Annotated in this window: 21 protein-coding genes and 1 tRNA gene; 15 read left to right on the plus strand and 7 right to left on the minus strand. The window is 65.5% G+C overall.

Annotation, left to right across the window (positions count from 1 at the left end; genetic code table 11):
• Nucleotides 1-19: 19 nt before the first annotated feature.
• The 5 genes from OC490_RS38025 to OC490_RS38045 all read left to right on the plus strand — a co-directional run bounded on the left by OC490_RS38025 (nt 20) and on the right by OC490_RS38045 (nt 4,419).
• On the plus strand, nt 20-556 hold the full coding sequence (locus OC490_RS38025; protein ID WP_262062607.1) for a TetR/AcrR family transcriptional regulator: 537 nt from the start codon (nt 20-22) through the stop codon (nt 554-556).
• A 257-nt stretch (nt 557-813) separates the two neighbouring features.
• Nucleotides 814-889, plus strand: a tRNA-Arg gene (locus OC490_RS38030).
• Between the two features lie 84 nt (nt 890-973).
• On the plus strand, nt 974-2,629 hold the full coding sequence (locus OC490_RS38035) for a GntR family transcriptional regulator (RefSeq protein WP_262062608.1): 1,656 nt from the start codon (nt 974-976) through the stop codon (nt 2,627-2,629).
• Between the two features lie 285 nt (nt 2,630-2,914).
• The gene (locus OC490_RS38040; protein ID WP_262062609.1) at nt 2,915-3,457 is read left to right on the plus strand and encodes a DUF4262 domain-containing protein; all 543 of its coding nucleotides are present in this window, start codon (nt 2,915-2,917) and stop codon (nt 3,455-3,457) included.
• A gap of 437 nt (nt 3,458-3,894) precedes the next feature.
• The gene (locus tag OC490_RS38045; protein ID WP_410099222.1) at nt 3,895-4,419 is read left to right on the plus strand and encodes a hypothetical protein; all 525 of its coding nucleotides are present in this window, start codon (nt 3,895-3,897) and stop codon (nt 4,417-4,419) included.
• A gap of 211 nt (nt 4,420-4,630) precedes the next feature.
• On the opposite strand, the gene OC490_RS38050 is transcribed toward OC490_RS38045, so the two are convergent.
• From OC490_RS38050 to OC490_RS38060, 3 genes are all read right to left on the minus strand, one after another.
• The gene (locus OC490_RS38050; RefSeq protein ID WP_262062611.1) at nt 4,631-7,822 is read right to left on the minus strand and encodes an ATP-binding protein; all 3,192 of its coding nucleotides are present in this window, start codon (nt 7,820-7,822) and stop codon (nt 4,631-4,633) included.
• A gap of 312 nt (nt 7,823-8,134) precedes the next feature.
• Nucleotides 8,135-8,539 carry a hypothetical protein gene (locus tag OC490_RS38055; RefSeq protein ID WP_262062612.1) on the minus strand — a complete coding sequence of 135 codons (405 nt, stop codon included), beginning with the start codon at nt 8,537-8,539 and terminating at the stop codon, nt 8,135-8,137.
• A complete protein-coding gene (locus tag OC490_RS38060; protein ID WP_262062613.1) occupies nt 8,536-9,186 on the minus strand; it encodes a hypothetical protein in 651 nt (216 codons plus the stop codon). Before OC490_RS38060 ends, OC490_RS38055 begins: the two co-directional genes overlap by 4 nt.
• A gap of 385 nt (nt 9,187-9,571) precedes the next feature.
• Between OC490_RS38060 and OC490_RS38065 the strand changes: the two genes are divergently transcribed.
• Complete coding sequence (locus OC490_RS38065) at nt 9,572-10,039, plus strand: hypothetical protein (protein ID WP_262062614.1); 468 nt, start codon at nt 9,572-9,574, stop codon at nt 10,037-10,039.
• Nucleotides 10,040-10,070: 31 nt separating this feature from the next.
• Here OC490_RS38065 and OC490_RS38070 read toward each other — a convergent pair whose 3' ends face one another.
• Entirely contained in the window at nt 10,071-10,517 is a 447-nt protein-coding gene (locus OC490_RS38070; protein ID WP_262062615.1) for a hypothetical protein, read from the minus strand.
• A 598-nt stretch (nt 10,518-11,115) separates the two neighbouring features.
• Nucleotides 11,116-15,237 carry a MobF family relaxase gene (gene mobF, locus OC490_RS38075; RefSeq protein ID WP_262062616.1) on the minus strand — a complete coding sequence of 1,374 codons (4,122 nt, stop codon included), beginning with the start codon at nt 15,235-15,237 and terminating at the stop codon, nt 11,116-11,118.
• Nucleotides 15,238-16,168: 931 nt separating this feature from the next.
• Between mobF and OC490_RS38080 the strand changes: the two genes are divergently transcribed.
• The 3 genes from OC490_RS38080 (at nt 16,169) to OC490_RS38090 (ending at nt 19,602) form a co-directional block, all read left to right on the plus strand.
• Nucleotides 16,169-17,359 carry a GlxA family transcriptional regulator gene (locus OC490_RS38080; RefSeq protein WP_262062617.1) on the plus strand — a complete coding sequence of 397 codons (1,191 nt, stop codon included), beginning with the start codon at nt 16,169-16,171 and terminating at the stop codon, nt 17,357-17,359.
• Nucleotides 17,359-18,408, plus strand: coding sequence for a hypothetical protein (locus OC490_RS38085; RefSeq protein WP_262062618.1), 1,050 nt, complete (start codon nt 17,359-17,361; stop codon nt 18,406-18,408). Before OC490_RS38080 ends, OC490_RS38085 begins: the two co-directional genes overlap by 1 nt.
• Before the next feature lie 885 nt (nt 18,409-19,293).
• Nucleotides 19,294-19,602, plus strand: a complete 309-nt coding sequence (locus tag OC490_RS38090) for a helix-turn-helix domain-containing protein (protein WP_262062619.1) — start codon at nt 19,294-19,296, stop codon at nt 19,600-19,602.
• Between the two features lie 10 nt (nt 19,603-19,612).
• Here OC490_RS38090 and OC490_RS38095 read toward each other — a convergent pair whose 3' ends face one another.
• Both OC490_RS38095 and OC490_RS38100 read right to left on the minus strand, forming a co-directional pair.
• Complete coding sequence (locus tag OC490_RS38095) at nt 19,613-20,380, minus strand: GntR family transcriptional regulator (RefSeq protein WP_262062620.1); 768 nt, start codon at nt 20,378-20,380, stop codon at nt 19,613-19,615.
• Nucleotides 20,381-20,383: 3 nt separating this feature from the next.
• Nucleotides 20,384-20,923 (minus strand): GntR family transcriptional regulator, encoded by a 540-nt coding sequence (locus OC490_RS38100; protein ID WP_262062621.1) that lies wholly within the window; start codon nt 20,921-20,923, stop codon nt 20,384-20,386.
• A gap of 307 nt (nt 20,924-21,230) precedes the next feature.
• Between OC490_RS38100 and OC490_RS38105 the strand changes: the two genes are divergently transcribed.
• The 6 genes from OC490_RS38105 to OC490_RS38130 all read left to right on the plus strand — a co-directional run bounded on the left by OC490_RS38105 (nt 21,231) and on the right by OC490_RS38130 (nt 26,355).
• The gene (locus OC490_RS38105; protein ID WP_262062622.1) at nt 21,231-21,542 is read left to right on the plus strand and encodes a helix-turn-helix domain-containing protein; all 312 of its coding nucleotides are present in this window, start codon (nt 21,231-21,233) and stop codon (nt 21,540-21,542) included.
• 1 nt (nt 21,543) lies between these two features.
• Complete coding sequence (locus OC490_RS38110) at nt 21,544-21,915, plus strand: WhiB family transcriptional regulator (RefSeq protein WP_262062623.1); 372 nt, start codon at nt 21,544-21,546, stop codon at nt 21,913-21,915.
• Nucleotides 21,912-22,118, plus strand: coding sequence for a hypothetical protein (locus tag OC490_RS38115; RefSeq protein ID WP_262062624.1), 207 nt, complete (start codon nt 21,912-21,914; stop codon nt 22,116-22,118). Before OC490_RS38110 ends, OC490_RS38115 begins: the two co-directional genes overlap by 4 nt.
• Entirely contained in the window at nt 22,115-23,353 is a 1,239-nt protein-coding gene (locus tag OC490_RS38120; protein WP_262062625.1) for a hypothetical protein, read from the plus strand. Before OC490_RS38115 ends, OC490_RS38120 begins: the two co-directional genes overlap by 4 nt.
• A gap of 50 nt (nt 23,354-23,403) precedes the next feature.
• Nucleotides 23,404-23,985, plus strand: a complete 582-nt coding sequence (locus OC490_RS38125) for a hypothetical protein (protein ID WP_262062626.1) — start codon at nt 23,404-23,406, stop codon at nt 23,983-23,985.
• A gap of 78 nt (nt 23,986-24,063) precedes the next feature.
• A complete protein-coding gene (locus tag OC490_RS38130; RefSeq protein ID WP_262062627.1) occupies nt 24,064-26,355 on the plus strand; it encodes a hypothetical protein in 2,292 nt (763 codons plus the stop codon).
• Nucleotides 26,356-26,390 lie beyond the last annotated feature (35 nt).

Genomic DNA, 26,390 nt, shown 5'->3' on the forward strand with positions numbered 1-26,390 from the left:
CTTAGCAAGGTGAGGCCCAGTGGTCCGTTCGGACGCCCGTGAGAACAGGGCACGCATCCTCGCCGCCGCGCGCGAAGCGCTCGCAGCGGACGGCAGCACGTCGATGAACCAGATCGCCCAGCGCGCCGAAGTCGGCGCGGGCACCCTGTACCGCAACTTCCCCACCCGCGAGGCGCTGCTCCTGGCCGTCTACCAGGACGAGGTCACCCGCATCACCGCCACCGTGCCCGACCTGCTGACCCGACTGACGCCACTGGAAGCGCTCCGCCACTGGACGACCGACCTCGTCGAGGCCATGCGCAGAAAGCACGGCCTCGGAGACGCCCTCAGCGCGGGCGCGCAACAAACGATCACCGAGCAGAGCTACGGCCCCGTCATCGCCGCCCTCACAGAACTCCTCGACGCCGGCAAGAAGGACGGCACCATCCGCGCCGACGCCGATCCCGCCGACTTCCTCCAGCTCACCGGCGCACTCTGGCGCGCCGCGTCCACCCCCGAGGACCGGGCTCCCCACATGCTCGCCCTCATCCTCGACGGACTCCGCACACACCGGTAGCCGCCGCGCACCCTTCACGCCGGCGGCTGCGGGTCGTTCACATGGACACTCCGGCCCGCCTCCCCGCTCTCCTTCCCCCATACAGAGGACAGCCGCCGACGCGCATCCGCTAGGCTGTCCCTGGTCAGCCGTTGGTACGTCGCGTTGTCTGCTCAGGTGACAGGGCAGAGAGCGCAGGACCACGTCCGACCAGCGGGCTTGTGCTCCTCGTCGAAGATCCGCAGCCGGGTTTTCGACAAGGTCTCCCACAAGCCCCCGCCTTCGTAGCTCAGGGGATAGAGCACCGCTCTCCTAAAGCGGGTGTCGCAGGTTCGAATCCTGCCGGGGGCACCACCTCTGACCAGCGCGTTCACCCTGTCGGGGTGGGCGCGCTGGTCTTCGTGGCCATGGCATTGACCATGAATAGGTTCCGTAGTCATGGCGAACACAAGGTCCAGGCGACGTCAGCGCGGCAGCATCCGCCCCCACGGGGACGGTTTCCAGGTGCGGGTCTACGCGGGGCGTGACCCGCTCACGAAGAAGGACCTCTACCTCCACGGGCAGGCCGGCGACCCGGAGGCAGCGGAAAAGCTCCGCACGAAACTCCTCCACGAGGTCGACGAGCAGCGGCACCCCAAGAGCCAGGTCGCTCTGTCGTTCCTGCTCGACCGCTGGCTCGGCGTGGCCGAGCTGGACGAGTCCTCGTACGAGCGGGCCGAGGGCCTGATCCGCAACTACCTCAAGCCCACGTTCGGCGACCTCAAGGCGAGCAAGCTGACCGCCGAGATGCTGGAGCTGCTCTACGCCCGGCTGCGGCGCTGCAGGGAACAGTGCGACGGCCGGCGCAACGGCAAGACCGACCCGAAGACGAAGAAGAAGCACGTCTGCAAGCACCTCGCGCCGAACTCCGTACGCAAGATTCACTTCATCCTGCTGCCTGCCCTCGACCGCGGGATGCGCTGGGGCTACGTGACAACGAACGTCGCCGCCCTCGCCGATCCGCCCTCACAGCCAAAGCCCAACCCAGACCCGCCAACTCCCGAAGAGGCAGCGCTCGTTCTCAACACCGCCTGGCAACGGGACCTGGACTGGGGGACGTTCCTGTTCATGACGATGGTGACCGGCTCCCGGCGGGGCGAAATGTGCGCCCTGCGCTGGTCCGACATCAACTTCGACCGGCTCGAACTCTTCGTGAAGCACTCCAACAACCGCCGGCGCATCAAGGACACGAAGACCCACCAACGCCGCAAGCAGTCCATCGACGTGATCACGCGCTCGGTCCTGCTCGCCCACCGCACCCGGGCCGAGGAACGCTGCAGGGCACTGGGCGGTGAACTGGCCCGCGACGCCTTCGTCTTCTCCCAAGAGGCCGACTCCACCATCCCCCTGCTGCCCCCGAGCGTCAGCCAGCGCTACCGCCGCCTGGCCGAGAAGCTGGCGATCCACACCCACCGCCTGAAGGACCTGCGTTCGTACAACGTGACCGAACTGCTCGGCGGCGGCGCCGACGTCCGCACCGTCGCCGGCCGCGTCGGCCACGGCAACGGAGGGGCGACCACCCTCAAGTACTACGCGGCCTTCCTGGCCACCGCCGACCGCCAGGCGGTGACCATGTTCGCCAAGCAACTACCGGTCCCCGAGGCCCTGCTCACCGAACGGCCCGTGACCACCACCATCAACGAGCTACGCCTGGCGTGCGAGTGCGGCAACGAGTCTCTGTGGGCCATGGTCGTCGTCACCGATGACGGCGCCGAAGCGCTATGCGGCCAGTGCGAGGCCACAGTCGTGGCCCGCTTGGACACCTCGCTGGGGCACCTGCCCGGCCGCGTGATCAAGGCCGATGCCGTGCCGGCGCGGAAACTCGCGCCCTGGGAAGAGCTCACCGAGGAGCTCAAGGAAGCCATCGCCGACGGCACCTTGCCGCCCGGCGAGGAAATCCCCACCGTCGCCGACATCGCCCAGGCGCACGGCGTCTCCGTCGCCACCGCACACCGCGCCTTCGCTCAGCTGAAGAAGGACGGCTTGATCGAGGTCAGCCGCGGCCGCCGCGCCATCGTCTGCTCGCGCCAGGAGGAGGCCGTCGATGCCGCGTAAGCCTGGCTGCTCCGCGTAGCGGCCAGGCGCAGTTCACTACGGCATTAGCGCGGCACAGAGAGTGGGCGCAGTGACATGCCGATTGGCAAGAAACACCCGATCTTGCCTGAGGTCCAGTCTTGGGTGGTGACCGGTATGACCAAGGTTCCCTGACCTGGGGTTTCACTGGTGGCGGCTTTGGCTTCTCAGTCACCGTCGGTCGTCATTGGTCACCTCCGGGCGCCCTCGCACGGACCAGAGACGGCCCCGCGCTGGCCCTGGTCAAGGGCGTCGTAACCTCCTCAGGTGGACGACTCCTCTTGCTTCTGTCTTCTGTGCGCGCCTCCCGCGGGTGGCCCCGCCTGGGATGAACGCGATGGCCGCATAGCCGCGAGCGGGTCCGACTTTGGCTGGCATGTGATGGGCGTCGGCGCTGGCGGTGAGACGCCGGCGGACTGGGCCTACTCCATTGGCCTGTGGCACACCTTGCGCAGCCCTGAGGTCTGCATCTTCGGTCTGCGGGTCGAGACGATGATGCCCATCCTCAACGTTGCAGGGGAAGAGATCCGCAACGGTCACCCGCTGGAACCCGACCAGCTGCGTGACGACATCCTGAACGGCTACTCGGTGGCTGTCCGGCCGGTGCACCCGAGTTGGTACCGGGACTTCTTCGGCGCCGGCATCGACTTCTACCAGGCGCCCCCGCTTCCGCTCGTGCAGCTGTTCTGGCCCGACAAGGAAGGCCGGTTTCCGTGGGACGACCAGGCGCAGGAGTACTGCCGCGCCAGTCAACCTCAGCTGTGGATCCCGAAGGATCAAACCAACGGACCATGGGCTGACCTCGACTGAGGTCGACGGCTCGGCTCCTGGCCTGGGGCGCCGGGTGGTGCTGCTGCCCTCATACGGCCCGCGGTGACGTAAAGAGCCCCGCCTTAGGAGTTCGATCACCGGGGCGTGCGACCTGCCGGACCGGGTCCCCGTGGTCACCTGTCGTCCTTGTTGTGTCCGCCCCTATCCGGCATCGTTCGCCGCCGTTGATGTCAGCTGGTGATGTCAGCCGATGGCTTACGTACTGACAGGCAATAGCCGTGCCTGGGCAAGTGCTTCGGCACGCAGCTTCCTGAGGCGGTCACGGAAACCATTGTTCGCGGGTGGTCCAAGTTATCGGCGTAAGGCAGGGCCAGGTCCAGAAGGAGCCGGTTCCGGAGCGTACATCTGTCGTTTACAGTGCGGGACAGCCCTTAGGGAGCGTCGAAGACGGCTGGGTTGCATGGAGGAGGGTGGACTTGGATGTCAACTCTGTGGTCGTCTCAGTGGCCGGTGTGGCGGGAACGTTGGGCGCGGCACTGCTCACGCAGCGTCAGGCGGAGCGAGCCAAGCGCCGAGAGATCGACCTGCTACGGCGGCTGGACGAAGCTCGGGATGAGTTGACGCTTCGTCGTACTTGCTACGTGGAAGTCAACCGAGACGCGCGCATGTTCAACACGGCACTCAACCATCACTTACACGTAATGCGCGAGCGTCCTGTCAACGACGCCGACAAACAAGCCCTGGACGATGCAAAAGCCGCTCACCGCGACCGGCATTCACAGGTTCAGATGATCGCTCCGGATCAAGTGCTGATGCTGGCCAGCGCTGCAAACCAGGCGCTGAACAGCGTCTACGGGCAGGTCAAGAGACTTGAGCGCGGCGAACCCGGGCCAGGAGATACCGTGGAATCCGCCTCCCGGGCACAGTCTGAAATATGGGACCGACTGCGCGAGATGCGTCGCGCTATGCGTCAAGATTTGGGAGTGCAGCCACCACCGTAGGGGTGTCCCGACAGGATTCGAGCCGGCGCACACGGCTCTGGAGGGCCTTTCAGATGGCTGCGTTTCTCCTGGTCAGCCGATGTGTAACCGCCCTGGCACAGGCAACCTGTCCACGGATGGTCCACGGAGTCGGAGGCCAGTTAGATTCTGGGCGTCCTGGCCAAAGACCGCCCCTATACGGATTGCACGACGGGCCCTTTGAGGCTGAGGGCTAAGGTCTCCGGTTCATGCGCATGAACCTTCGTGCCACCATGGCTTCGAGAGGAAGGAAGGAAATAATCCGTTCGTCCATCCGAGTCTCGCTATGGTCAGGGCCATACCGATCGAGGTCTATCTGGAGATCCCTATTTGCAATTTCGATTGCCTGTTTTTCATCTCCCATTAGGGAATGCGTCCGAGCCAAGTGTATGAGAGTCGCCGGTAGCGGCGCGGCGTTAGGAATCCTGTCCATTATCTCGATGGCCTGCACCATATCTTGCCTCGCTCGATACAAGGATTTGTCGCCAGGCTGACACGAAAGAAGCAGTATCCGTCCACGGCAGGATAGGTATTTGGAATTCAATAGATCGCTTCCGCTAGGTATTGTAGTGAGGAAACGCTCCACTTCTTCAAGGAGAGGGGTTGCCTCCGCGACGTTCGCTTCGTCTAGGTACGAGTCGGCCAGTTCGAGTACGTTCTCCATGTAGATCACGCTGCGGGTCACGCTATTTGCCAGTTGCTTCACAACTGCCTTTTGATGTTGAAGACGATCTCCCGTATTGTTGCGATGGAGCGCAAGGGCGGCAGCGTCAGCGTATATAGCGGCTGAGATCGAATTTCGTTTCTCACTCAGCTGCTCCTCGGTGATCTTCCGTAGGCACCACAGGTTGACCTGCGATGCCTCTTCGTCTCTGTTTAGAAGGAGAAGAATTCTAAATTTGATGTGAGCCGTCATTAGGCGGGTCCATATTTGGACCTCTGTGATCTGCGGATCCTCTTCTGAAGTTGGGTCTGGGATCCGGTTGAGCGCCATCTCTGCCAGGCTGATATCGTGCAGGCGGCACGCTATTCGTCCTAGGTCAGCGTACGCGTACATCTTGGACGTAAGGTCGTCTGCATAGTGGTGCAACACAATGGAGATATTTTCCATCGCGACGTCGATAGCTTCTTCACGGGCTCCCTGGTATGCGAGTGCGCTACCCAGCGTCTGCGAAATCTTGAAGAAGGCGGTCGTAGTGACGAATCCTTGAGGTATGAGCCTTCTGCCTACTTGATGAATTTCAGTAGCTAGGGTTACTGCCCCGTCGATATCTCCGAGGGTGAGTAGCTCCTCGCAAACGGAGACGGCCGTGAAAATCACAGCTGGGCCAGTAAGATCCTCTATCAATGCGAATCGGACTGCCGACCTAGTGTGCCCTGTATAGCGGTACATTGGAATGCCTTCGGACCTCATTTCCTCCTCCGCAGGCATTAGCGCCCCGGTTAGCACTCCGATCGCGGATTCGATCCAGGGGACTTTGTCCGTTGTAGCCGCTCTGATGATTAGCTGAACCAGAGGGTGCACTACCAGGTGTCCGTCATCGATCCTGCAAAGCGCATACTCACAGAGTGATGCGACGGCTTCATCCCGTTGCAAATTATCCCAGAGGGCAATTCTGGAGTTCCAGCCGGATTCGTCATCTGCGCACCCTCCCCAATCGGGGAGCTTGGTCTTTTGCCATGGGAATCTTTTGATCCGCAACTTTTGATGCCCGTTTGTTACCCATGGGCGGATGGGTTCTTGGGCAAAGAATGATACGGGGATCGGTTCGGCGCCGAGGAATGAAAGGGTGCGAATTAGGCTGCCTGCGTGACCGCCTGCCTCGTCAACTGCTGCCAAAGCAAGGAGGATTGCCTTGGCTACGCTGATGGGGTGCCTGCTCGCTTCGCCTAGGCTCAGAAGTTCTAGTGATTGGGACTCTAGCCGGACGATGTATTCGCTGAGTGAGATGCGTGAACTATTGCAATAATTGACTGCTTGGCTGAGGGCCAAAGGATGGCCGGCAAGATGCTCTAAGAGTTCGCTGACGTTGTCTGTGAGTTCCGGCGGCAGTGACTTCGCAACGAAGGACTTCGATTCCTCTTCCGTCCACGCCCCAAGGGCAATGTATTGGAAGCCCTCGTCGATATGATGTGCTGTGCTAGTGATGATTATTCGAGTCAGTGATTTTCTCGGTATAACGCCTCGAACTATGCTTGGGTCCGTCACTCCGTCGATAATTAGAAGAGTGGCCGATGACTCGATTAGCGGGGGAATTTTTGTGGTGGAGACGCCAAAATCGCCGCTCATGGAGGTGCTAGCGGGAACTCCAGATACCACGGCAAGAGACTCAAGCAGCCCTGCTTTAGTGCTGCCGTCCACAAAGATCGGACGTAGAGTGTCCTGCTCGGATATTGCAAAATGAGATGCGAGCGAACTTTTGCCGATTCCTGCGAGTCCATGAATTACGACAGGCGCGACAGATTCGGCATCGCCAGGGCGCAAGAGGTCGCGAATTTGTGCCATCTCATGGGACCTTCCGGTGAATAGGGAGTCCTCATGAATGGAGCGAACAGGGGGCCTATTTAATTCGCATGCTGCCTGCCTGTCGGATTCGAACAGAATAATGTTTCGTAGTGTATCTGCGGACAAGTATCCTTCGAAATCGGGTCGGTTTATTATGTCATCCCGAATCGTGGGGCTCATGGATCTGAAAGTCCCGCTTCGCGATTGCGGTAGCTGAGTACCTGTCTCGCCAATCGCTCTAACGAGAGCCTTATAGCTATTCTCGGAGAAATTGGTGCTACGGCCCTTCGTTTCCAGATACATTGCGGTTCTCCGGATCCCAACATCGCTGATTTCATTGCGGCGGGGAAGTGGTGTTGCTGGCAAATTGAGATGCCGAAGGAATTCCTCGCTTTCGGAAGCGGTTGCCCCGAGGACGCTTGCTAACTTGGCGATCAGGGTGCCGTCCGGGCTGGCGTCTCCCGTGCAGATGCGCCAAATTTCGTGTCCAGTTCCGGAGAATCCGGCATTACTCCAGAATGCGACCGTGCAAGTCCGTCCTGCCGCGCACCAGGCATCGTAGAGATCCTTAAGAACGCTGTCTTTTCTGAGTGCCGACCAGCTCCACGAGGAATCTCCTGATCGATTCGCTTCTCGATGCTTAATGGAGACGAGTTCGGGAAGTCCGGATGTGGGAAGGGTGATTACATCTGTAGAGTGCTCAATGAGTACTCCCTCTAGATCGTCCGAGAGGTGATCTAGTATGAATAGGGCAATGCATTCGTCTTGGTATTCGAAGCGTGCCCGTGTTCCGGGGGCGGTGTTTTTTCGATCTTTCGGGATGTCTCTAAGGGGGCTTGGTACATCCGACTGATTGTTCGAGCTCTCCCGGTTCCCCATAAAAGATGATTCTAGCTTGGCTGTGCTGGGGCGGAAAGGTCGCCGAGGGCGGTGGAGTCTCGATGACCGAGTCAGGACATCGCTCGACGTGCACCCCTCGATGCGAACTACGGGCGGGAGAGTCGCTGAGGTCTCGGGGGCTGGTCACGGGGACGCTAGAGGCCGAAGACGACTACCTACGGCTGCTCTGGTTGCAGTACTTCTGTGCTGTACCGCAGCCCCATCGCCGTGCCGACCGCCTTGCCGAAGCCGGGCGATTTCGTGATCAGACGGCCCAGCCGAGGCCTGCTGGGCGCTCGCGAACAACAAGGTTCACGTCCGCTTGCGGTTCATACGTCCGATTGCCCTGCCCGCCTTGATAATCATGCCGACTAGAGCGCCACCAACAGCAATAAGTGACAAATAGACCAGGATAAATCCAGTGCGGACCGGATTGGACCACGACCATTGACGGAACACATCTGCCAGCAGAGGGGTTAGCAGCGCAATAAGCGCCGCTGCGGCAGGAAGTTCCCAAATGAGAAGTCTACGACATGCGCGATATGCGTCAGTGGCCGCCTTGAGATTGTCATTATCGGACCCTGTTTCTTCCGACAGTTCCGAATATCGACTGACGGCATAGGAAAAATAGGCAAAGAAGAAGACAAGAAGCACGCCGATTACTTGCAATGCATCGGCAATCCCATGGTCGACTACTTGCACCGGTCCGTGCTTCACTCCCGCGCCTCACGTTCAGCCTCTACGCGATCCTCGTCCGATACGTCAAGAATACCTAGCAGGTAATCGTGGGTCTGGGTAGAGAACCGCCACTGCGACGCGTTTCCCGTTCTCCTCGGAGACGGCCTGCCTGCGAGGCGGGCAACATCGGTTACCCATTCGCTGACCAGGCGAGATGCGATGGTGACGATACGCCGCTCTACGGACAGATCGTGCTCCTTGAAAGTCTGATACTTGTACCTCAAGAGGGCAGCCTGAGCGGCATTGCGAAGATTTTCATCGAGCCGGGGATCGGCGTAAAATCTAGCGAATGTGGCACGCAGTAGGGACGTCGCAGAGGCGGTGGTGATCTTAAAGATGGCCGAGATCCAAATTTCGGCCTCCAGGACGGACATGCCATTACAGAGAAGACCGTAGACCCTCAGTTGCCGATATTCCGTCAGCGCGAAAGGAACAAGCCTGTCGGTGACTTGGTCAAATACTTCGTTTGCACCCGCTTTTGCTACGACCTCCCCGAATCGGCGCGCAAGGCCTTCAGTATTCTCTTCTAGGCCCAACTCTGTATACGCGGGTGCATGCGCAACCTCGCGAAGCGCCTTCTGCAAGGCGGCCACTTCATCCTCGTCGAACGCCACGGTGAGTTGCATGAAATTCAGCTAAGCATGTAATGCGCAGCGATTGCGGCAACGCGCCCAGAAAGGCCGTACGAGTCCCCTGAACGGATCCCTGTCCTCGTGGCCTCCTGTGCGGATTGCTGTGTAGAGCGGCCGGTGGAGTCTTAATGGGCGAGTCAAGCGCCGCTGGGTGTGCTCAGTAGCCGAAGAAGTGAGGGGGCGGGTCTCTGGCCTGCGGCCGTGGAATCGGTAACGCTGCGACCTGCGGCTTAGCTGTCGGTGGTTGTCAGCGTTGGTCGTCGTTGAGCGCCTTTCGACGGCCCACAGGCGGCCCCAGCTCTGGGCGGCACTGGGCCGTGAACCAGTACAGAAGTGAAACGGGCAACGGGCTCTCTTCGGACTTCTTACGCTGCTGGTCATGCAGTGGACGGCGATAGTGGCGACTGCGATCGGCGCAGTCATTGGCGTTGTGAGCACTCTGGCCGCAGACCATGTTCGGTGGCGACGCGATCTTTCTGAGCGTGACAGGGATGCGATGCGGACTTCGTACGCCCAGTACGTTGAGGCGCTGGCCCAAGCACGCGAGGAAATCACGCAGGCCAGTCGTGATCCTGGCCTCACAGCTGAAGATCGGGCCGAGAACATGGGCACGGTCATCGGTCGGCATGGCGTGTATGCCAGGCAGCATCAGCTCGAACTCACAGCGCCGGTGAAGGTTGTACGACTTGCGATCAACGCTGCAACCGAACTAGCGGGCTATCGGGACAGCGTGATCAACGGCTTCATGCGTGAAGATCCTGAGTGTGTAGAGGCACGAAGGGCTTACCGGGAAGCGCGGTATCGCCTGATCGACGCCATGCGCTTCAGTCTGGAGCGTCGTTCATAGGCGTCCGCGCGACGGGCACTCATCAGACTCGTCACAAGAGCGACCACACGGACAACGCCCCTCCGAGCAGAACGATGCCGAGGTGAAGCGCCACCCACAACGCGTAGAGACGCAATCTGAACAGTTTGGGGAAACGGGCCTGCTGCCTTCGGTAGGTGTCAGCCCACTCTGAGTCGATGGCGAGACCCGGATGCAGGTCGCTTAGTCTCTTCCGAAGACTCAAAGCTTGTGCGTCGTGGAGAGCTTGTCGTTCCCGGTACTTCATGCATGCCAATGCTCCATATGACCCGAGCAACGTCATGGGCACTGTGACCGCGAGCATCGACGGCCCTAGTCCCCTCTGAGTGGTGAACCCCAGCCCCGCTGCTACCACCAGGATCACGATGTTGGTGAGCGTCCCACGCTGGTTCTCAAGCTGCCGCATCTGGTCACGCTGATCTTTCCAGAGCTCAAGCAGAACGTCGCTACTGTCAGCCATGGCCCCCCGATCCGATTTGGGCGGCCTATACCCGCGTCCGTTGATGTCCAGACGCATCAACCGCCGTTCTTGCGGATGCTGAGATCAGGCTCCGAGGCTATCCCGCCCCTGCCCACCACTCGCCCCAGCTTCCATCCCGTCCGCCGTTGACCCACACACCGTGGAGCGGGCGTGGTTCCTGGCGTCCAGGTGGAGCGCGCCACTGTACGAACGACCTGGACGCCAGGGGCCGCGTCTGCTCGGCTCTGCCTGGGTCGATGGCGGACGGGATGGGAGCTCCCCGCGCACGCCACTACGGACCCGCGGCCGCGTACGGCGCCCCCTCCATCCCGGTGCCGGCCGATCCCCCGCCGGAGGCATCGTTCTGACCGTGGCCGTACCCGTTTAGGTTTCTACTCAGGGCGGTAACTCGCTTGCGGCCCCAGGGGCCAGCCCGCGCTTGCGCGGGCACTTGATGAACGTAGGGAAAATCCTCGATCGGCGCGACCGAAGAGTACGGCAGGGCGAGGCGTGATGGGCATGCTCGTGGCTGCTGTTGGTCGGGCACATCTCCGAGACATTCACCTTGATGCAAGCGTTGGTGCCTGTGGGACGCCCCTCAGCGCGGCCCCCGCTGCCGTATCTGCTGCAGGTTCTGGGCGACAGTTACCGCCTGGTCTTCATGTGGCCCGGTCTTCTTGCCGTCCTCCAGCCTCTGCTGCTGACGCAGCTTGCGGCGGCCGTCTGTCTCCTCGTGGTGGAGCGGCAAGAACCTTTGCATGATCTTGTTACGCAGGGCCATTTCCGCCTCTATGCCCGTGACTATGCCCTCGTACGTCTGCACGGCTTCCCGCTCTCGGACCATCCGCCCGTGTATGAGGGCAAGTTCTTCTCGGGTCTGCTTGTCCATGTCGTGCGCGAGTCGGGCCGCTTTGGCGCGCGTCTCGGCGAGCCCTATAGCGATGTTTTCGATCCCCTCCGGCGCCTCGCCGAGCGCGGCAGCGAAGTCGCTGGAGCGGATGACCTCCCACGCGGCGTCCCCGACTCTGCCCTGCTCGGCACCGGGAGCAGCCATCAAAGTGTCGGCCTGGTCCAGGAGTCTGTTCACCTCGGCGGCGAATGCCTGTCCACGGGACTGGCCGCCAGATCTCTCCTGGGCGGTGAGTTCGGCGAACCTCTGCGCTGCCTTGCCCGCTGCGGTAGTGGCGCGGTCAGCCTCGCGTGCGGCGTCTTCGAGCGCCTGGGCCAGATCCTCAACGTCTCCGTACGGACGCCGCTTCCAGGACGGGATGGCCAGCCGCTCGCGGTCCTCGCTCATCCGGGCCAGCTGCCGCTTCTGCTCGTCGCTGACCTGGAACTGGCTACGTTCCAGGGCCTCCAGGCGGGCGTCGACCTCATCCACCTTCCGCTTGATGTGGGCGAGAAATGCAGCGGCCTCGTCCACATCGCACGGTGGCGCCTCCATCCCGAAGGCCTCGGCGATCCGCCGGACCACCTCACGTGGGCTGTGGTCACGCAGGTCCTGGATGGCATCGGTCATAACGGTGTGCCGGTCCGGAGCGGACGGCGCGAGGGCGCCCTTGCGCCGCTTGCGCTCCTGATGCTCGGCCTGCTCGACAGATGGCGGGAGCGCCCTCGTCGCGTGTGCCCGCTGGAGCTTGCGTTCCATGTCCGCGCGGGCCTCGGCGGCTTCGTGGTCGTGCTGCAGCGGCAGCTGCGCGGGAGCCGACGGTTCGTAGAGCAGGTCGGAGATCATGCCGTCCGGCCTCGATTGTCCGAGGAACTGCGCGAACGCGGCGATAGCGCGCTGCAGCAGCTCCTTCTCGCTGCGGGCCGCGCCGAGCCGGGCCTGCGTCCGCTCGTCCTCGAGTACCGCGAGCGGCAGCCAGAGATGGTTCGCCTGCTTGGCGCGGGTGATGCCGGGGTAGGCGGCGAACGCGTTCGCGCCGTGCCCGTACAGCAGCGACGTGTCGCAAGTCAGGCCCTGGCTCGCCGCGATCGTCATGGCGTAGCCCAGCGACAGGGCGCCGGAGGCGATCCTCTCCGGCGTCATCCAGGCCGACTCGTACCGGGGCTCCTCCGCCCCGGCCACGTGCATACGCCAGCTGATCTGGACGTTGTGGTTCTCGTCCATCGCGGTGATGACGGCCCGGTACCCGTTGAGGAGGTCGGGGCCCTCGCTGCGTTTCAACCGGTAGTCGTTGGCTCGCACCCGGACGGCGTCACCGACCGCGAGGGTAACGGTGTCGCCGCCGGGCAGCGCGTACCGGTGCTCGGTGCCCAGTTCGCCAGCGGCCCGACGGATCTGCTGGGCACCGATGTTGAGGGCGTCGACGTCGCTGTTGCGGGCGGCGAGCACGGCCATGTTCGCGATGAGGTCGTACGCTTCGGGCCAGCGCTTTCGCAGCTCATCCCAGGCCGTGAGGATCTGCGATCGGGCCTCATCGGCGGTCTCGGCGGCGTGGACGCGGCCGCCGGCGGCGAGCATCTGCAGGGCCTGTTCGTGATCGCCGGTACGCCAGACGTCCAGCGCGGCCCGCTCGGCGGCGTCCTCCTGGCGGCGGTTCTCCGTGAGCGTGAGCCCGTGGACCAGGCGGTGGACTTCGCGGAACCAGCCGCCGGGACCGATCGCCTGCAGCTGCAGGTGGTCGCCGATCGCGACGATTTTGGTCCCGGTACGCGCGGCCTCGGCCATCAGCGCGGCGGCTGCCCTGTCATCGACCATGGTCGCCTCGTCGATGCACAGGACGTCGATACCGCGCAGGCCCTCTCCGTTCTCAATCTCGCCCAGCCAGGCCGCAATGGTCTTCGACGGGATGCCGGAGACGCCGTACAGGCTCTGTGCGGCAACCGCGCTCAGGCAGGCACCCGCGTACGTGGTACCGGTGAGATCCCAGCCGATCCGGCACACCTCCATGAGCGTCGACTTCCCCGCCCCGGCGGCTCCGACCACGGCCTCGATGCCGTGCCCGGCCATCATCAGCCGGGTCACCACCGCGTTCTGCTGCTCCGAGAGCGGCCAGCCGGCCGCCTTCTGGAACTTCTCGATGGCTTTGTCGGCATGGACCTCGCTCAGTCGGGCGGAGCCGTCGTTGAAGCGGGCCAGCGAATGCGTACGGACGGCGTCCTCGGCGTCGAGGATGTCCTGCGTGGTGTAGCGGGCGGTGGACGACATGACAGCGGAGCCCACGGACGGTACACGCACCGCATAGCCGTCGACCGCGAGTGCCTGGTCGGCGAGTTGCTCCAGGCGGTCCGGGTCGGCGTCGATGCCGTAGGGCAGCGCGTTGGCCACGGCTGCAAGCAACTCCGCCCGGCTGAAGGACTTCCGAGACTTGGTCAGCCCCGTTCTGGGATCGAAGACGACAGCGGCAAGATCGGCGGGCGGAGGTATTCGCGGCGTTGGGCCAGACTCCTCGGCGCCAACCTGGCCGTCCGGGCCTGGCGGTCCAGGAGCGGCTGTCGCCAGCATCTCGTCGATGTCGATGCCCAGCGCTTCCGCTCGTTGACGCCAGGCGGCGCGCATCGTCGTGGCGTCGACATCGAGCTTGTCTCGCTTGGTGGCCATCGACACCGCCGCCTTTTCCTGGCGGCCGGCGTCCGCACCGGCCTGCTCGTCGACGAGGGCGGCCCGTCGCGAGAAAGCGTCGCGCAGCTCGGCGGGGATGCCCACGACCTCCCAGGCTCCGGTGCGCTCGTTCCGCTCGCGCCGTACGCCGAACCGCTCGTACAGCAAGGCGCGGACCCGAGCTTTGAAGTAGGCGTCCGCGGCGCTGGCGTGCGCGTGCAGGTCCTTGCCGGAGTTCGCGATCGAGCGCCACTCGCCGTCTTCGCACAACCCGAGGTTGGCGATCGTGACGTGCCGGTGCAGATGCGGGTCGCCAGGTTCCCCTGCCCGAACTGGGCGCGCGCTCTGGTGCTCGACCGACCACGCCAGCAGGCCTCCGACAGCCAGCCGTACGGGCTCGCCGTCCTCGCTGCCGACCGCGTAGCCACACCACCGTTCGATCTGGCGGAACGTGTCGAGCTGGGCCTGGTGGACCAGGGCGCGCAACTCCTGTTCGTCGAGTAGGCCCATGAGGCCCTGCAGGATGCTGTCGGACTTCGGCAGGTCGAAGACGAAGTCCCAGCCGCGGACACGGCTGTCGACACGCATGTCCTTGTGCGTCCAGGCGTCGGTGAGTTCCTGCTCGCCGTAGATGTCAGCGAGGGAGAGGTCAGCGGCGCGGACCAACTTGTGGAGCGTTTCCACCTGCATTCGGTGCCGCTCACCCTGGCGGTGCACCATCCGCTGCATCCGCTCCAGGACATGTTGCTGCTTGGGCTTGCCCTCCAAGAGAGCCGCAGGCTCCACACCCTGCTTCTCTGCTGCCTCCATGATCGCCTCGACCACGCGGGCCGTGGTCAACTGTGCTTTCGGATGGGCATGGACAGCGGTCCGGGCGGTGATCAGGCGGGCGCCGGTTTCCGGGTGGCACCCGTTCATCAGGCGGCGCGCGGCATTCTTGCCTTCCTCGTCCAGGATCTCGCCCTCGGCCAGACCGACCGCTCCCAGTCCAGAGCCCATCCAGACCAGGTCGGCGCCGCCCTCTGATCTCAGCCGGTAGTCGACGGCCCCGTCCTCGGCGTCGTCGATGACGACGGTCTCCTCGGCGGACGACTCGACCACGGCGCAGCCGGCCTGTTGCCGGAGCCGGTACTCCACCTGCGCATCCGCGGTGATCCTCGTCAGCCACGCCATTCGCGGCCTCCTCGCAGGCACCGCGCGCGGCTCTGCTGCGATCCTGGCGGCTCGCTTTCCTCCTCCAGAGCGGTCACTCTCGTAGCCAGCTCCGCGACCTTGCGCTCCAAGTCGTCGAGACGCGCAAGGGCCGCGTTCCACCCTCGGTTGGGGATCATCTCCACCTCCGTCAGTCCTTGATCCCCTGAGCCTGGGTGGGGCTACAAGCGCGGAACGGCGGAGAGCTTCGAACTACCCGCAGGACGGAAATCTTTCTTCTCGAATTCCCGCCAGGCGGGAGAGACCCGGCGCAACTCAGTGCCGAGGGCCGGGAGATGGCGGGGTGGGTCTGACCGCGTGCCCGGTGTTGCTTCTACTCGGTGCCGTCGTCGACGCAGTACCGGTGGTGGGCTACTACATCTCGGTGCCCTCTTTCGCGGCGCCCTGCCGGTCCGATTGTCTGTTCAAGAGCGGCTGCGGCCTCCTACGGTGGCTGCCGTAGATCAAAGAGGTCCGGGGATTGCATGACCGGCTTTTCCGGCATCAGGCAACGGGGGTAGGCACGTTGAGGGAGCTCGCTGCAGCTGGTGCCGCCCTGCTGGTTGAGCATGTGCTGAAGGACTCCTGGCCAACAGTCCGCGACGCCGTAGCCGCCTTGCTGATGCGCAATGAGGCTCAGGAAGGCGCCCGTGCGGACGAGACCAGGAAGCAGCTGGAACAGGCCCGTGCGGATCTCATTGGGGCACTGGCCCGGAAGGAGCCTGGAACTGCCGCCGATGTGGAGGCCTCGTGGCGCATGCGCTTGTGGCGCGTCCTGCGCGACGACCCGGCAGCCTCCGAGCGGCTCCGATCGCTCCTGCGCCAGCAGTCACCCCACTCTCCTGAAGCCGGGCCTCCCGTAGCCCCGAGCTCCGCGACACATGCTGGGTCCGAGCCGCCGCCCGCCGGTGCCATGGAAGCGGCGGTCCGAAGGGTTTCCGGGCGACGCCGCAAGGAGATCGTCGCGGTGCTGCTGTTCAACGGCGGCCCCATCTTCGAGAGTTCGATACCGCTGTCGGTGTTCGGGATCGACCGCCAGGACGCGGGGATCCCGCGCTACCGCCTGCTGGTGGCGGCCGGCGAGGAGGGCCTGCTGCGGACCACAGGGGGTCTGCAATTCGTCGCGCCCCATGGGCTGGAGGCGATATCCCGGGCGGGAACGGTCGTCGTACCGGCATGGCGTTCGATCACCACTCCGCCGCCGGAGGAGGCGCTCGACGCACTGCGCCGGGCGCACGAGGAAGGCGCCCGCATAGTCGGGCTGGGCACCGGCGCCTTCGTGCTGGCGGCGGCGGGCCTGCTGGACGGCCGCCCCGCGACAACACACTGGATGTACGCGCCGACGCTGGCCAAGCGCTACCCGTCAGTGCATGTGGATCCACGAGAACTCTTCGTGGACGACGGCGACGTACTGACATCAGCGGGCACGGCGGCAGGAATCGACCTCTGCCTCCACATCGTGCGAACGGACCACGGAAATGAGGCGGCCGGGGCGCTGGCCCGCCGCCTGGTGGTCCCGCCACGGCGGAGTGGTGGCCAGGAGCGATACCTCGACCGGGCCTTGCCGGAGGGGATCGACGATGATCCGCTCGCCGAGGTTGTCGCCTGGGCGCTGGAGCACCTACACGAGCAGTTCGACGTCGAGACACTCGCCGCACGCGCATACATGGGCCGGCGCACCTTCGACCGTCGCTTCCGTGCCCTAACGGGCAGCGCACCCATGCAGTGGCTGATCACCCAGCGCGTCCTGCAGGCCCAGCGTCTTCTGGAGACCTCGGACTACTCGGTGGACGAGATCGCGGTCCGCTGCGGCTTCCGTTCGCCGGTGGCACTGCGCAGCCACTTCCGCCGCCAGCTGGGCTCGTCGCCCGCCGCGTACCGCGCCGCGTACCGCGCGCGCTGGCCGCAGGGCGACAAGTCAACGAGCCCAACAGATCCTCCGATTCAAGTCAGGCGGACCGGGGCCTCGTCCCGGATCATGCACACCTCGCCCGGCCCCTCCCCCGCCCCGGACGACGACGAGTGGCCCGACCCGAGCCCCTCTGCTCCCGCACCCACTCCGCTGGTGACACCGCGGTCCCCCGAGCAAAGCGCGCGCGGCTGATGGGCGACATCGCCAAGGGAGCACTGGGCGGCGCCTGGAGCCTGCTGGTCGGATGGATCCTGCCGACCGCACTCAACCTCGCCGTCATCAGCGCGGCCCTGCTGCCAGGTCTGCGCGACGTCCCGCCCTTCGAGCGGCTCGCGGACCTCGCCGAGGGCAGGCGCGCGCTCGCTTTCCTCACCGCCTCGCTGATGCTGGGTCTGGTCCTCAACGCTCTTCAGAATCCGCTCTACCGCATCCTGGAGGGCTACCTGCTGTGGCCTTCCTTCGCCTACGAGCACGGCGTCCGCCGCCATGGCCGGCGCCGGCACGGGCTCGCCGACCGCTTGATGGTCATGCGCCTGGAGAGGCGGGCGGATGACGGCGCATTGCCACCCGCCCAAGTAGCGGACCTCGCCCGGCTCCAGGGCAATCCGCGCATAGCCCGGCACCGTCACCGCGACCGCCGCAGCACCGTGATCCGCCGCGCCCTCCTGCAGGAGCGACTTGCCCGCTATCCCGTCGAAGACAGCCAACTGGCGCCAACGCAGCTCGGCAATGCGATTCGCCGCTTTGAGGAATACGCGTACGACCGCTACCGGCTCGACTCACAACTGCTGTGGCACGAGCTGACAGCCACGGCTCCCGAGCAGGCGCGCCGTCAGGTCGACACGGCCCGCACCAGCGTGGATTTCTTCGTGTGCCTGCTCTATGGCCACGTTGTCGTGCTGCTCGGTGCGCTGGCCACGCTTGCCTCGTCGGCCGCCGACATCCCGGTCGCGGTCACTACGGCGGCCGTGCTGCTGGCCCTCATCCCGGTGTGGTACCGCTGCGCGGTCGTCGCCACCGACGAGTGGGCCGCAGCCGTACGCGCCCTGATCAATGTCGGACGCTATCCACTCGCCAACTCTCTTGGCCTCGATGTCCCCCAAGAACTGGCCGCAGAACGGGAGATGTGGTCCATGGTCTCGCGCCTGTCACGCATCCCCTACCACGAACGCGCGACCGCCCTGGACCGCTTCCGCCGCCAGCTCCCGATCCGCCCGGGTGACGAGGGCCCCGCTCTTTGAGTCGCGCACCTTGGTCGCGCCATATCCCGGCCGACGACCAGGGCCGACGCCACGCCAGACGCAAGAACCCGCCAGCCTGCGCTTGTAAGTGATCGAAAAGCAGGTGAGGACGAAGGGGGTTCCCCACGGGGAACCCCGGCAAGCCGGGGCCCGAGACGTACCCCGGCGTACGGGGTACGTCTCGGTCACCCGACAGCGTCCGCCCTGCAGGGCAGCAGCCTCCCACTCCTATAGCGCGCACGCTGAGTAACACGGCACCACCACCCAAAGGGCTCGCCCCCCGAAAGCGTCAGTGATGTCAGCGAAAATCGCCGACCTGCGGAAACGGTGTCAGCGAAAACGTCAGCGCATGTCAGCGTTGTCAGCGAAATCGGCCTTTTCGCTGACAACGCTGACGGTCGCTGACACTAACGCTGACAGCAAAAGTCCTGGTCAGTAATTTTCGCTGACATGGCTGACGGTTTGGCCGCTCCTCTCCCAGATCCCGTCTGCCGATCACAAAGAGTCACGCTAGACCTCGTCGGAGAGGTGGCTGGGTTCTGCCCGCTGGACCTGGGGCAACGCAGCCTCGAAGCCGGCCAAGTTCCCAGTCGCCGGGCTTCTCCCCGCTACACGATCACGGCCATGCCCTGCTGCACCAACCACGAGCCCAGACGCACTCTGTCAATCTCGGGTCAGGCAGGGGTCATTCCCGTCCGGCGGGAAATCGAGAAGAAAGATTTCCGCCCTGCGGGTAGTTCGACGCTCGCCGCCGTTCCGCGCTTGCAAATCTAGTCATTCTCAGGAGATCAAGGACCGAGGAAACCGGGTCGCGGATTGTTCCTGTACCCCGCGAACGCCCTATCCGAGGCCCGCTATGTCATCCCTGAGTACGCAGGAGGACCAATGCACAACCAGGCCAGCCAGCCCGCTCCCGCTGTGAAACTGCAACGCGTCAACGGCAATCGCAATCCCCATCGACTCGCCGTCACCATCGCCGAGGCCGCCGAACAACTCGGCGTCAGCTACCAGACGCTGTGGCGGGCGATTAGGGACAGTGAGTTCCCTGGCATCCGGATTCGAGGGCGAATTCTCGTGCCCATCAAGGCGATCGAGCTGCTGATGGAGTCCGTCGCCCAGTCGGGCCAGTTGGTCGACACGGCCGACTGGACAACTGCTTGGCGGGCCGAGACCGCCGTTGCCGAGGCGGTCTGAGATGGCCGGCTCAGTCGAGGTCGAGCGGGACCCGGTACAGGAGCTCATGCAGGTGCGCGGCCTTCACCATGACGGTCGCCTCGATGGGCTTGGCGTTGTCCGAGTAGACGACGCGGAAGGTCCTGAGTACGGGCACCTCGCTCGGCAACTCCAGGCCGACGAACTCTTCCTCGGTCGGGGGGCGGCACGACACCCTGTCGACCATCTCTCGTGGTGGATAGCCCTTGTTGGCCAGGAGCGTGGGCGATCCGCCCTTGATCTTCTTGCGCTCAAGAAGATCGGTGCCTTGGGCGATGTCCATGGGGTAGTAGGACCAGACCAGCTCCGATGGCTCCTCGTCCAGGAGCAGCAAACGCTCGCGCATCGCAGCTGTCTCGCCTGGCTCAAGACCGAGTGCATCACGGACTTGAGCCGGCGGCTGGACCTCCGCAACGCGAAGAATCTTGTTGGTCCCCGCCTTCGACTGCTTGGCCGCTTCCTTGATCCACACGTACGGCTCGCCGTCTCGGGCCGGCGGCATCGTCGCGACGCTGTCGAATGCCTGTTGCGGGCTGTCCCGCACGAAGACACCACGGCCGGACCGGCCAACGATGAAGCCCTCGGCTTTGAGCAGCCCAAGAGCCCGCTGAATCGTCTGACTGGAAACTCCGTACTGCGTCACCAGGTCTTGAGTGATCGGCAACTGCTGACTGGCCGCGAGATCGCCAGACATGATCTTGGCACGAATCCGCGCTGCGATTCTGTGATGCGCCGGACGCGTGTCCGTGTGCTTCGCCATGGATCAGCCAACCTTGGTTCGGTAGGTGAGGCGATGACCGCGCAACATGGTCATCTGGGAAACCTCGACGGGTTGTTGTTCGGACGTGGCGCTCGTACGCGTGAGCACGAGCACCGGTTCACCCTCGTCCAGGTGGAGAGCCTCACGGACTGCCGGACTGGGCATGTCGACAGTCACGTCCTCGCTGACCTCACTGATCGCGAAACCGAGGTTGGCTACAAGAGTGACAGCGCCTCCAGGGATCTTGCGGGCCTCCGCAAGACCTGTGCCACGGGCGATGGCCGCCGGATAGTACGAGTCAGTCAGCTCCACCGGTTGATCATCCAGGTACATGATCCGTCGACGTACAACTGCCGTCTCGCCGACCTTGAGGCGCAAGGCCGCCGCGATCGATGGCGGCGGCTCCAACTCGCGCACGTCGACGATCCGCTGCGAGCCCCGACGTTGTTGACGCTCCAGCTCCTCACTCCAGGCATCGCCCTCCCCTGCACCACGCGGCGTCAGGTATGCGACCGAGTCGGACTCCCACATGCGACCTGCCACGACTACCCCTTCGTTGGTCTGGTTCCACGATAGCCGCCTACTCGCTTGATGAATCTTTCAGCACGCCCTCTTGCTGGCTTGATGAGTATCTCACTAAGCTAGCAAGCATGCTCCAGGGATCACCCCTGGTTGCACGCGGCATTCCGCTGTTCTCAATGCCCCGTTGACCTTCGTCGATGTGCTTCGGGCGACGGGATCAGCCGCAGCAAGCACAACGGCCTCGGCGAAGTCCGGCCCGTAGTGCACCACCACCACGAAGCCCTTCGCCGAGGCCAACACCCACCCCCTGCTGTTACCAGGAGGCTCGATGCACAGCCAGGTTAGTCAGCCCGCTCCCGCTGTGAAGCTGCAGCGCGTCAAGGGTGGCGGCAACAACCCCAACCGCCTCGCCATCACCATCGCCGAGGCCGCCGAACAGCTCGGCGTCAGCTACCAGACGCTGTGGCGGGCCATCCGTGAGGGCGAGTTCCCCGGGATCAAGATCCGCGGCCGCATCCTCGTACCCACCAAGGCGATCGAGCTGCTGATGGAGTCCGTGACCAGGTCCGGGCAGTTGGTCGACGCGGCCGACTGGACGGCTGCTTGGCGGGCCGACACCGCCGTTGCCGAGGTGGTCTGAGATGGCTGTCCCGCGTCGCACCGCTGTGCGCCTGTCCGCGGCGTCGAAGCCCCTCGCGGCTTCGTCCGACTGGCGAGTGCAGATGGCGGACAGGGTCGCGCGAACCGCGCCCCGCCTCGACAACGACATCGAACAGCGGGCCGCATGCGCCGGCCACAAAACCGAGCTGTTCTTCCCCCGCGAGACCGACACCGTGGCCGTCGAATACGCCAAGGCCGTGTGCCAAGGCTGCCCCGTCATGCGGGCCTGCCTGGTGCAGGCGCTGCGTAACGGCGACGAGTTCGCGGTCCTCGGCGGCACCACCCCCGCCGAGCGACGCCTGATCCGCCGTCGGCTCGCCGAGCGCAAGCGCGAAACGGGGGTTGCGGCATGAGCACGGTCCTGCCGACCCCGAACACCTTCGTCCAGGCGCACGGCGACCTGGCCGTGTGGTGCGGTGCGGAGTTCGACGAGTACCTCGCCGCCTGCGACCGCAGCAAGGACATCACTGAGCGCCTGGAGCGCGCGGCCGCCGTCGCGGCCCGTGGCGCGACCAGCGCCGAGATCCTCGAAGCGTTCACGGGAGGTACCCGGTGAGCGTCCCAGAACTGGACACTCAAGAGACGGCCGCCGGCATCGAGACGGAGACGGCTCTCCTGAAGGCGCAGGCCGAGGCCGACTCCATCCGCATCAAGGCCGAAGCGGAGGCGGAGAAGCAGCGGATCGCCAACGCTCGTGCGGCGATGAAGCTGGAGGCGGAACAGGCCGCGCATGCCCGGAAGATGGCGGAGCAGGAAGCGGCCCGGGTCAAGGCCGAGACCGAGGCGACGAAGAGCCAGGAGCAGGCCGAAGCACAGGCGCAGGCAGAGTCCGAGCGGGCCGAGGAGCAGCGCCGTACCGAGCGCACCTGGAAGTGGGGCGCCCGCGGCATCTACGGCGTAGGCCTGGTGATCGCGGCGCCGGTCCAGTTCCTCGCCTTCTGGGACGAGCACCGCCCCTTCCTGCTCGCGGCTCCCGCACTGCTGGAGGGCCTGGCGCTGGTGCTGGCGTGTGGCGCCGCCTGGGCGGTCGCGCACCGGCGGGACGTCTTGCCGTACCGGGTCGGCATCATGGCCGGTGCCCTGATCGCGGCGACCATCAATCTCTGGCACGGCCTGTCGGACCCGAAGATCGGCCTGAACGCCGGGCTGATCGGCGCGATCGCCTCCATCGGTGGTCCGTGCGTCCTCATGGCCTACGAGCACGGCATCGCCCAGCGCCGTGACGGCATCCCCTCCTGGCGTGAGCGCCGAGACATCACCAAGGCCGAGGCTGCGGCACTGGAGGCGGCCGAAGCCAAGCAGAAGGAGAAGGAGGCCGCGGAGGCGTCCCGTGCGAAGGAGAAAGCCGAGGCGCAGAAGCGGGCCGAGGAGGATCAGCGCCGCAAGGACGCCGACCGCCAGGAGCACCACCCGGAGGTCTGGGAGGTTGCCCAGGCACTACGTTCCGCGCGCGGCGCGGAGCACGTGACCGAGCAGATCTGGGCGGATGCCTGGTACCGGGTCACCGGCTCGAAGTCGGTCGGCGTCACCCCCGACATCGAGGCCCGCTCCCGCGCCGCCCAGGCCCGTATGAAGGCCGCGATCGAGGGCCTGCTGACGGAGACCGACGAAGACGCGTTGTCGCAGGTCGAATCCCAAAAGCTGCATCAGCCGGAGAGGGACCTGAGCGCAGTCGACGGGCGCCGCTTCAACGGCGGTACCCCGCCCCGCCGCACCGCGGGTGACACGGCCCCGTACGCGCCCATTGCGCGAGCCGCGATGTCGGACACCGCGAAGCAGTCCGCCCGGTAGTCACCGCTCGTCCCCTCCCATCTGACCACTCCCTGAAGGAGATCAGCACCATGGCTCGCATCATCCGCACCCTCGCCCTGTCCGGCGCCGCCGCCACTGCCCTCCTGGGCACCGCGGGCACCGTCCACGCCGCCGCCCCCGAGCAGGCCACCGTCGCCGTCGAGGCGGCCGTCGACCGTGCGGCCGGCGCCCCGGTAACTCTCCCGTCCGGCAAGACCGTCCACGTCTGCGGATTCGACACCGCCGCCTACCGCACCGATGCCTCGCACCACGCCACCGTCGTCGCCCTTGCCGCCGACGCGAGCCCCGCGCCGGGCATGGCGGGCATCGACTCCAGCCTGCGCGCGAGCACCAACACCGGCACCGGCGCCGTCATCGGCACTCCCACGAACCTCAACCAGCAGCAGGTCCAGGCGGCCAGCGCGGGAAGCATCAGCGTCGTCGCCGCACTCGGCATCGGACTGGCGGTCTTCACCTTCGTCATGGTCAAGAAGGGCCGGATCAACGCCTGGCACGCGGTCGCGCTGGTGATGTTCGGCGTCGTCCTGGCCCCGACGACCTTCGACCCGATGCTGCAGAACCTGGGCGTCTCCGCCGCCACCTCCCTGGGCAACGTCTGGTCCGGCTTCTAGGCCACTGACCAGCGAACTAGTCAGCAAGCCAGCTAGCCGGGGCGCGCGACGCGCCCCGGGAGAGGGGAACCAAGGCCGATGGCCATCGAAATGCACCCCCACCGAACGGGAGACAACGACGGCGACGTCGTCGACGCCGAGGTCATCGACGTCGAAGAGCCCAGCCGTGCCGAGCGGGCCAAGGCGTGGGCAGCTGATAGCCGTACGCGGGCCACGGCCGCGTTCGCCGAGCAGCGCGGCCGGGTCGCGCAGCGGCTGCAGATGTGGTTCGCGACGGCGGATGTCACCGACGAGCACCTCGCCGAGCAGATCGAGCGCAAGCGCCGCCTGGCCCAGCGGGGCAAGGAAGCCGAGGTGAGGGGCCGGATCAAGACGCTGCAGGCCCAGCTGCGAGCCGCCTCCCCCGAGGAGGCGGCCGGGATCGGCGTGCAACTGGCGGGAACGGGGTCCCAGCTCGACCTCATCGCGGGAGACGCGGACGCGGACCGGATGAAGGTCGACGACCGGTCCCTGAGCCGTGCCCGCTGGGCGAAGAAGGCCGGCCGCCTCGCGAGCGCCATCGGCGTCGTCGTGGTGTACCTGAACGTGATGACCGCCGAGCCGATGGCCGCCCTCGCGGCCATCGGCGCTGCACCCTTCGGCTGGTGGTACCTCTCCCGCCCGCTCATCGACGACACCACGGTGCCCGACCAGACCGGTCCGGTCGACCTGACCAAGAACCCCGCAGGGATAGTCATGGTCGTGGACCAGGAGACGGGCGAGGTCGTCCCGGCGGAGGCGGCGCCGTTCGTGCCGGACACCCTGGCCGACCTCGGCAGGGTCAGCCTGCAAAAGCGGGAATCGGGCCGGGTCCAGGGCGAATCTGACCTGGTCACCGCGCTGGTCAAGGCGGGCATCATTACCGAGGCGCAGCGCGACGAGACCCACCTCGCCGGAGTGATCCAGCCGTCCGGACCGGGCTGGACAGCCACCGTCGAACTGCCGCGCGGCGTCAAGGCATCCGCCGCGGTCAGCCGGGTCGAGGACCTCGCGTCCGCGATGCGGATCAAGAAGTCCCGCATCGAGATCTCCGCTGACACATCGGAGGAGGGCCACGAGGGCCGGTTCGTGCTGTGGGTCGCCGACGAGGACAACCCGTACGGCACCGACCGCCACCCCTCCGAGCTGATCAACGCACCGAGTTGGGACTTCTGGCAGCAGGGCGTGCCGCTGGGGGCGGACGCCCGCCGCAACCGGCACACCCTGCACCTGATCTGGTTCTCGCTGCTCGTCGGCGGGCTGATGGGCTACGGCAAGTCCTACCTCGTCCGCCTGGTGGCGGCCGCGGCCGCGCTGGACCCGACGGTGCGGATCATCGTCATCACCGGCAAAACCGGGCCCGACTGGGCCCCGCTGCGGCACATCGCCCACCAGTGGATCGCCGGGGCCACCCCCGAGATCATCCGGAAGGTCCTCGGGGTGATGAACACGACCATCGAGGAGATGCAGGACCGGGGCACCGAGCTGGACCGCCTGTACGAGGAGGACCCCGAGCTCGTCCCCGAGGGGAAGATCACCCCGGATCTGGCGAAGAAGGGCATGGGCCCGGTCCTCCTGGTGGTCGACGAGCTCCAGGAGCTCCTGGACGGCGCCGCCCTCGTCCAGGTGCCGGTCGACGACGACCGCGACCCGGAGGCCGGCGGCCGGGTCAAGACCCGCTCCGGCCGCGATCTGATGGTCGAAGGCTTCGCCCGCTACGTGCGCGTGACCCGCTTCGTCGGCGGCATGGGCGCGTTCATCACCCAGCGCCCGGACGCCGACTCCGTGCCGACCAAGCTGCGCGAGGTGTGCGCCAAGCGCGCCTCCTACCGGGTCAAGGGCGACCGCAGCTCCAAGATGGTCCTCGGAGACGACGCCGTCGCGAACGGCGCCGCTCCCCATCTGCTGACCGAGGCCAGCCGCGGCGTCGTCGTCCTGGACCAGGGCAGCGACGACGGCCACGTCACCCTCAAGGCGGACGTCATCGACCTTCCCCAGTTCAAGGAGATCTGCCTGCGCGGCCGCCAGCTGCGCGAGGAGGCGGGCACCCTCACCGGCGACGCCGTCGACTACGGCAAGATCCACGCCGCCGAGGCCACCGCCCGCGGACTGCTCGCCGACTGCCTCGCCGTGATGGACCACGACGGCGTCGACCGGATCCGCACCCAGCGCCTGGTCGAGCTCCTCCAGCTCCAATACCCGCTGCGCTACGGCGAGCTCGCCCCGGCGTCACTGCAGGCCCAGTTGCGCGATGCGGGCGCCGGCACCACCCGCAAGCTCGGCGCGATAGACGGCATGGCCAATCCCAACGGCTACACGCGCGAGCAACTCGCCGACGCGGCACGCAAATAGGGACGGACCACTCGGTCCCACACCCGGTCGACCCC

Source organism: Streptomyces sp. STR69 (genome assembly GCF_024519455.1).
Taxonomy (GTDB): Bacteria; Actinomycetota; Actinomycetes; order Streptomycetales; family Streptomycetaceae; genus Streptomyces.

Excerpts from the sequence above, each read along its gene's own strand:
- OC490_RS38085 (WP_262062618.1), top strand. The coding sequence starts at position 17,359 with ATGGGCGACATCGCCAAGGGAGCACTGGGCGGCGCCTGGAGCCTGCTG.
- OC490_RS38070 (WP_262062615.1), bottom strand. The coding sequence starts at position 10,517 with ATGGCTGACAGTAGCGACGTTCTGCTTGAGCTCTGGAAAGATCAGCGT.
- OC490_RS38115 (WP_262062624.1), top strand. The coding sequence starts at position 21,912 with ATGAGCACGGTCCTGCCGACCCCGAACACCTTCGTCCAGGCGCACGGC.
- OC490_RS38090 (WP_262062619.1), top strand. The coding sequence starts at position 19,294 with ATGCACAACCAGGCCAGCCAGCCCGCTCCCGCTGTGAAACTGCAACGC.
- OC490_RS38080 (WP_262062617.1), top strand. The coding sequence starts at position 16,169 with ATGGAAGCGGCGGTCCGAAGGGTTTCCGGGCGACGCCGCAAGGAGATC.
- OC490_RS38060 (WP_262062613.1), bottom strand. The coding sequence starts at position 9,186 with ATGCAACTCACCGTGGCGTTCGACGAGGATGAAGTGGCCGCCTTGCAG.
- OC490_RS38065 (WP_262062614.1), top strand. The coding sequence starts at position 9,572 with ATGCAGTGGACGGCGATAGTGGCGACTGCGATCGGCGCAGTCATTGGC.
- OC490_RS38035 (WP_262062608.1), top strand. The coding sequence starts at position 974 with ATGGCGAACACAAGGTCCAGGCGACGTCAGCGCGGCAGCATCCGCCCC.
- OC490_RS38130 (WP_262062627.1), top strand. The coding sequence starts at position 24,064 with ATGGCCATCGAAATGCACCCCCACCGAACGGGAGACAACGACGGCGAC.
- OC490_RS38095 (WP_262062620.1), bottom strand. The coding sequence starts at position 20,380 with ATGGCGAAGCACACGGACACGCGTCCGGCGCATCACAGAATCGCAGCG.
- OC490_RS38050 (WP_262062611.1), bottom strand. The coding sequence starts at position 7,822 with ATGGGGAACCGGGAGAGCTCGAACAATCAGTCGGATGTACCAAGCCCC.
- mobF (WP_262062616.1), bottom strand. The coding sequence starts at position 15,237 with ATGGCGTGGCTGACGAGGATCACCGCGGATGCGCAGGTGGAGTACCGG.
- OC490_RS38105 (WP_262062622.1), top strand. The coding sequence starts at position 21,231 with ATGCACAGCCAGGTTAGTCAGCCCGCTCCCGCTGTGAAGCTGCAGCGC.
- OC490_RS38125 (WP_262062626.1), top strand. The coding sequence starts at position 23,404 with ATGGCTCGCATCATCCGCACCCTCGCCCTGTCCGGCGCCGCCGCCACT.
- OC490_RS38110 (WP_262062623.1), top strand. The coding sequence starts at position 21,544 with ATGGCTGTCCCGCGTCGCACCGCTGTGCGCCTGTCCGCGGCGTCGAAG.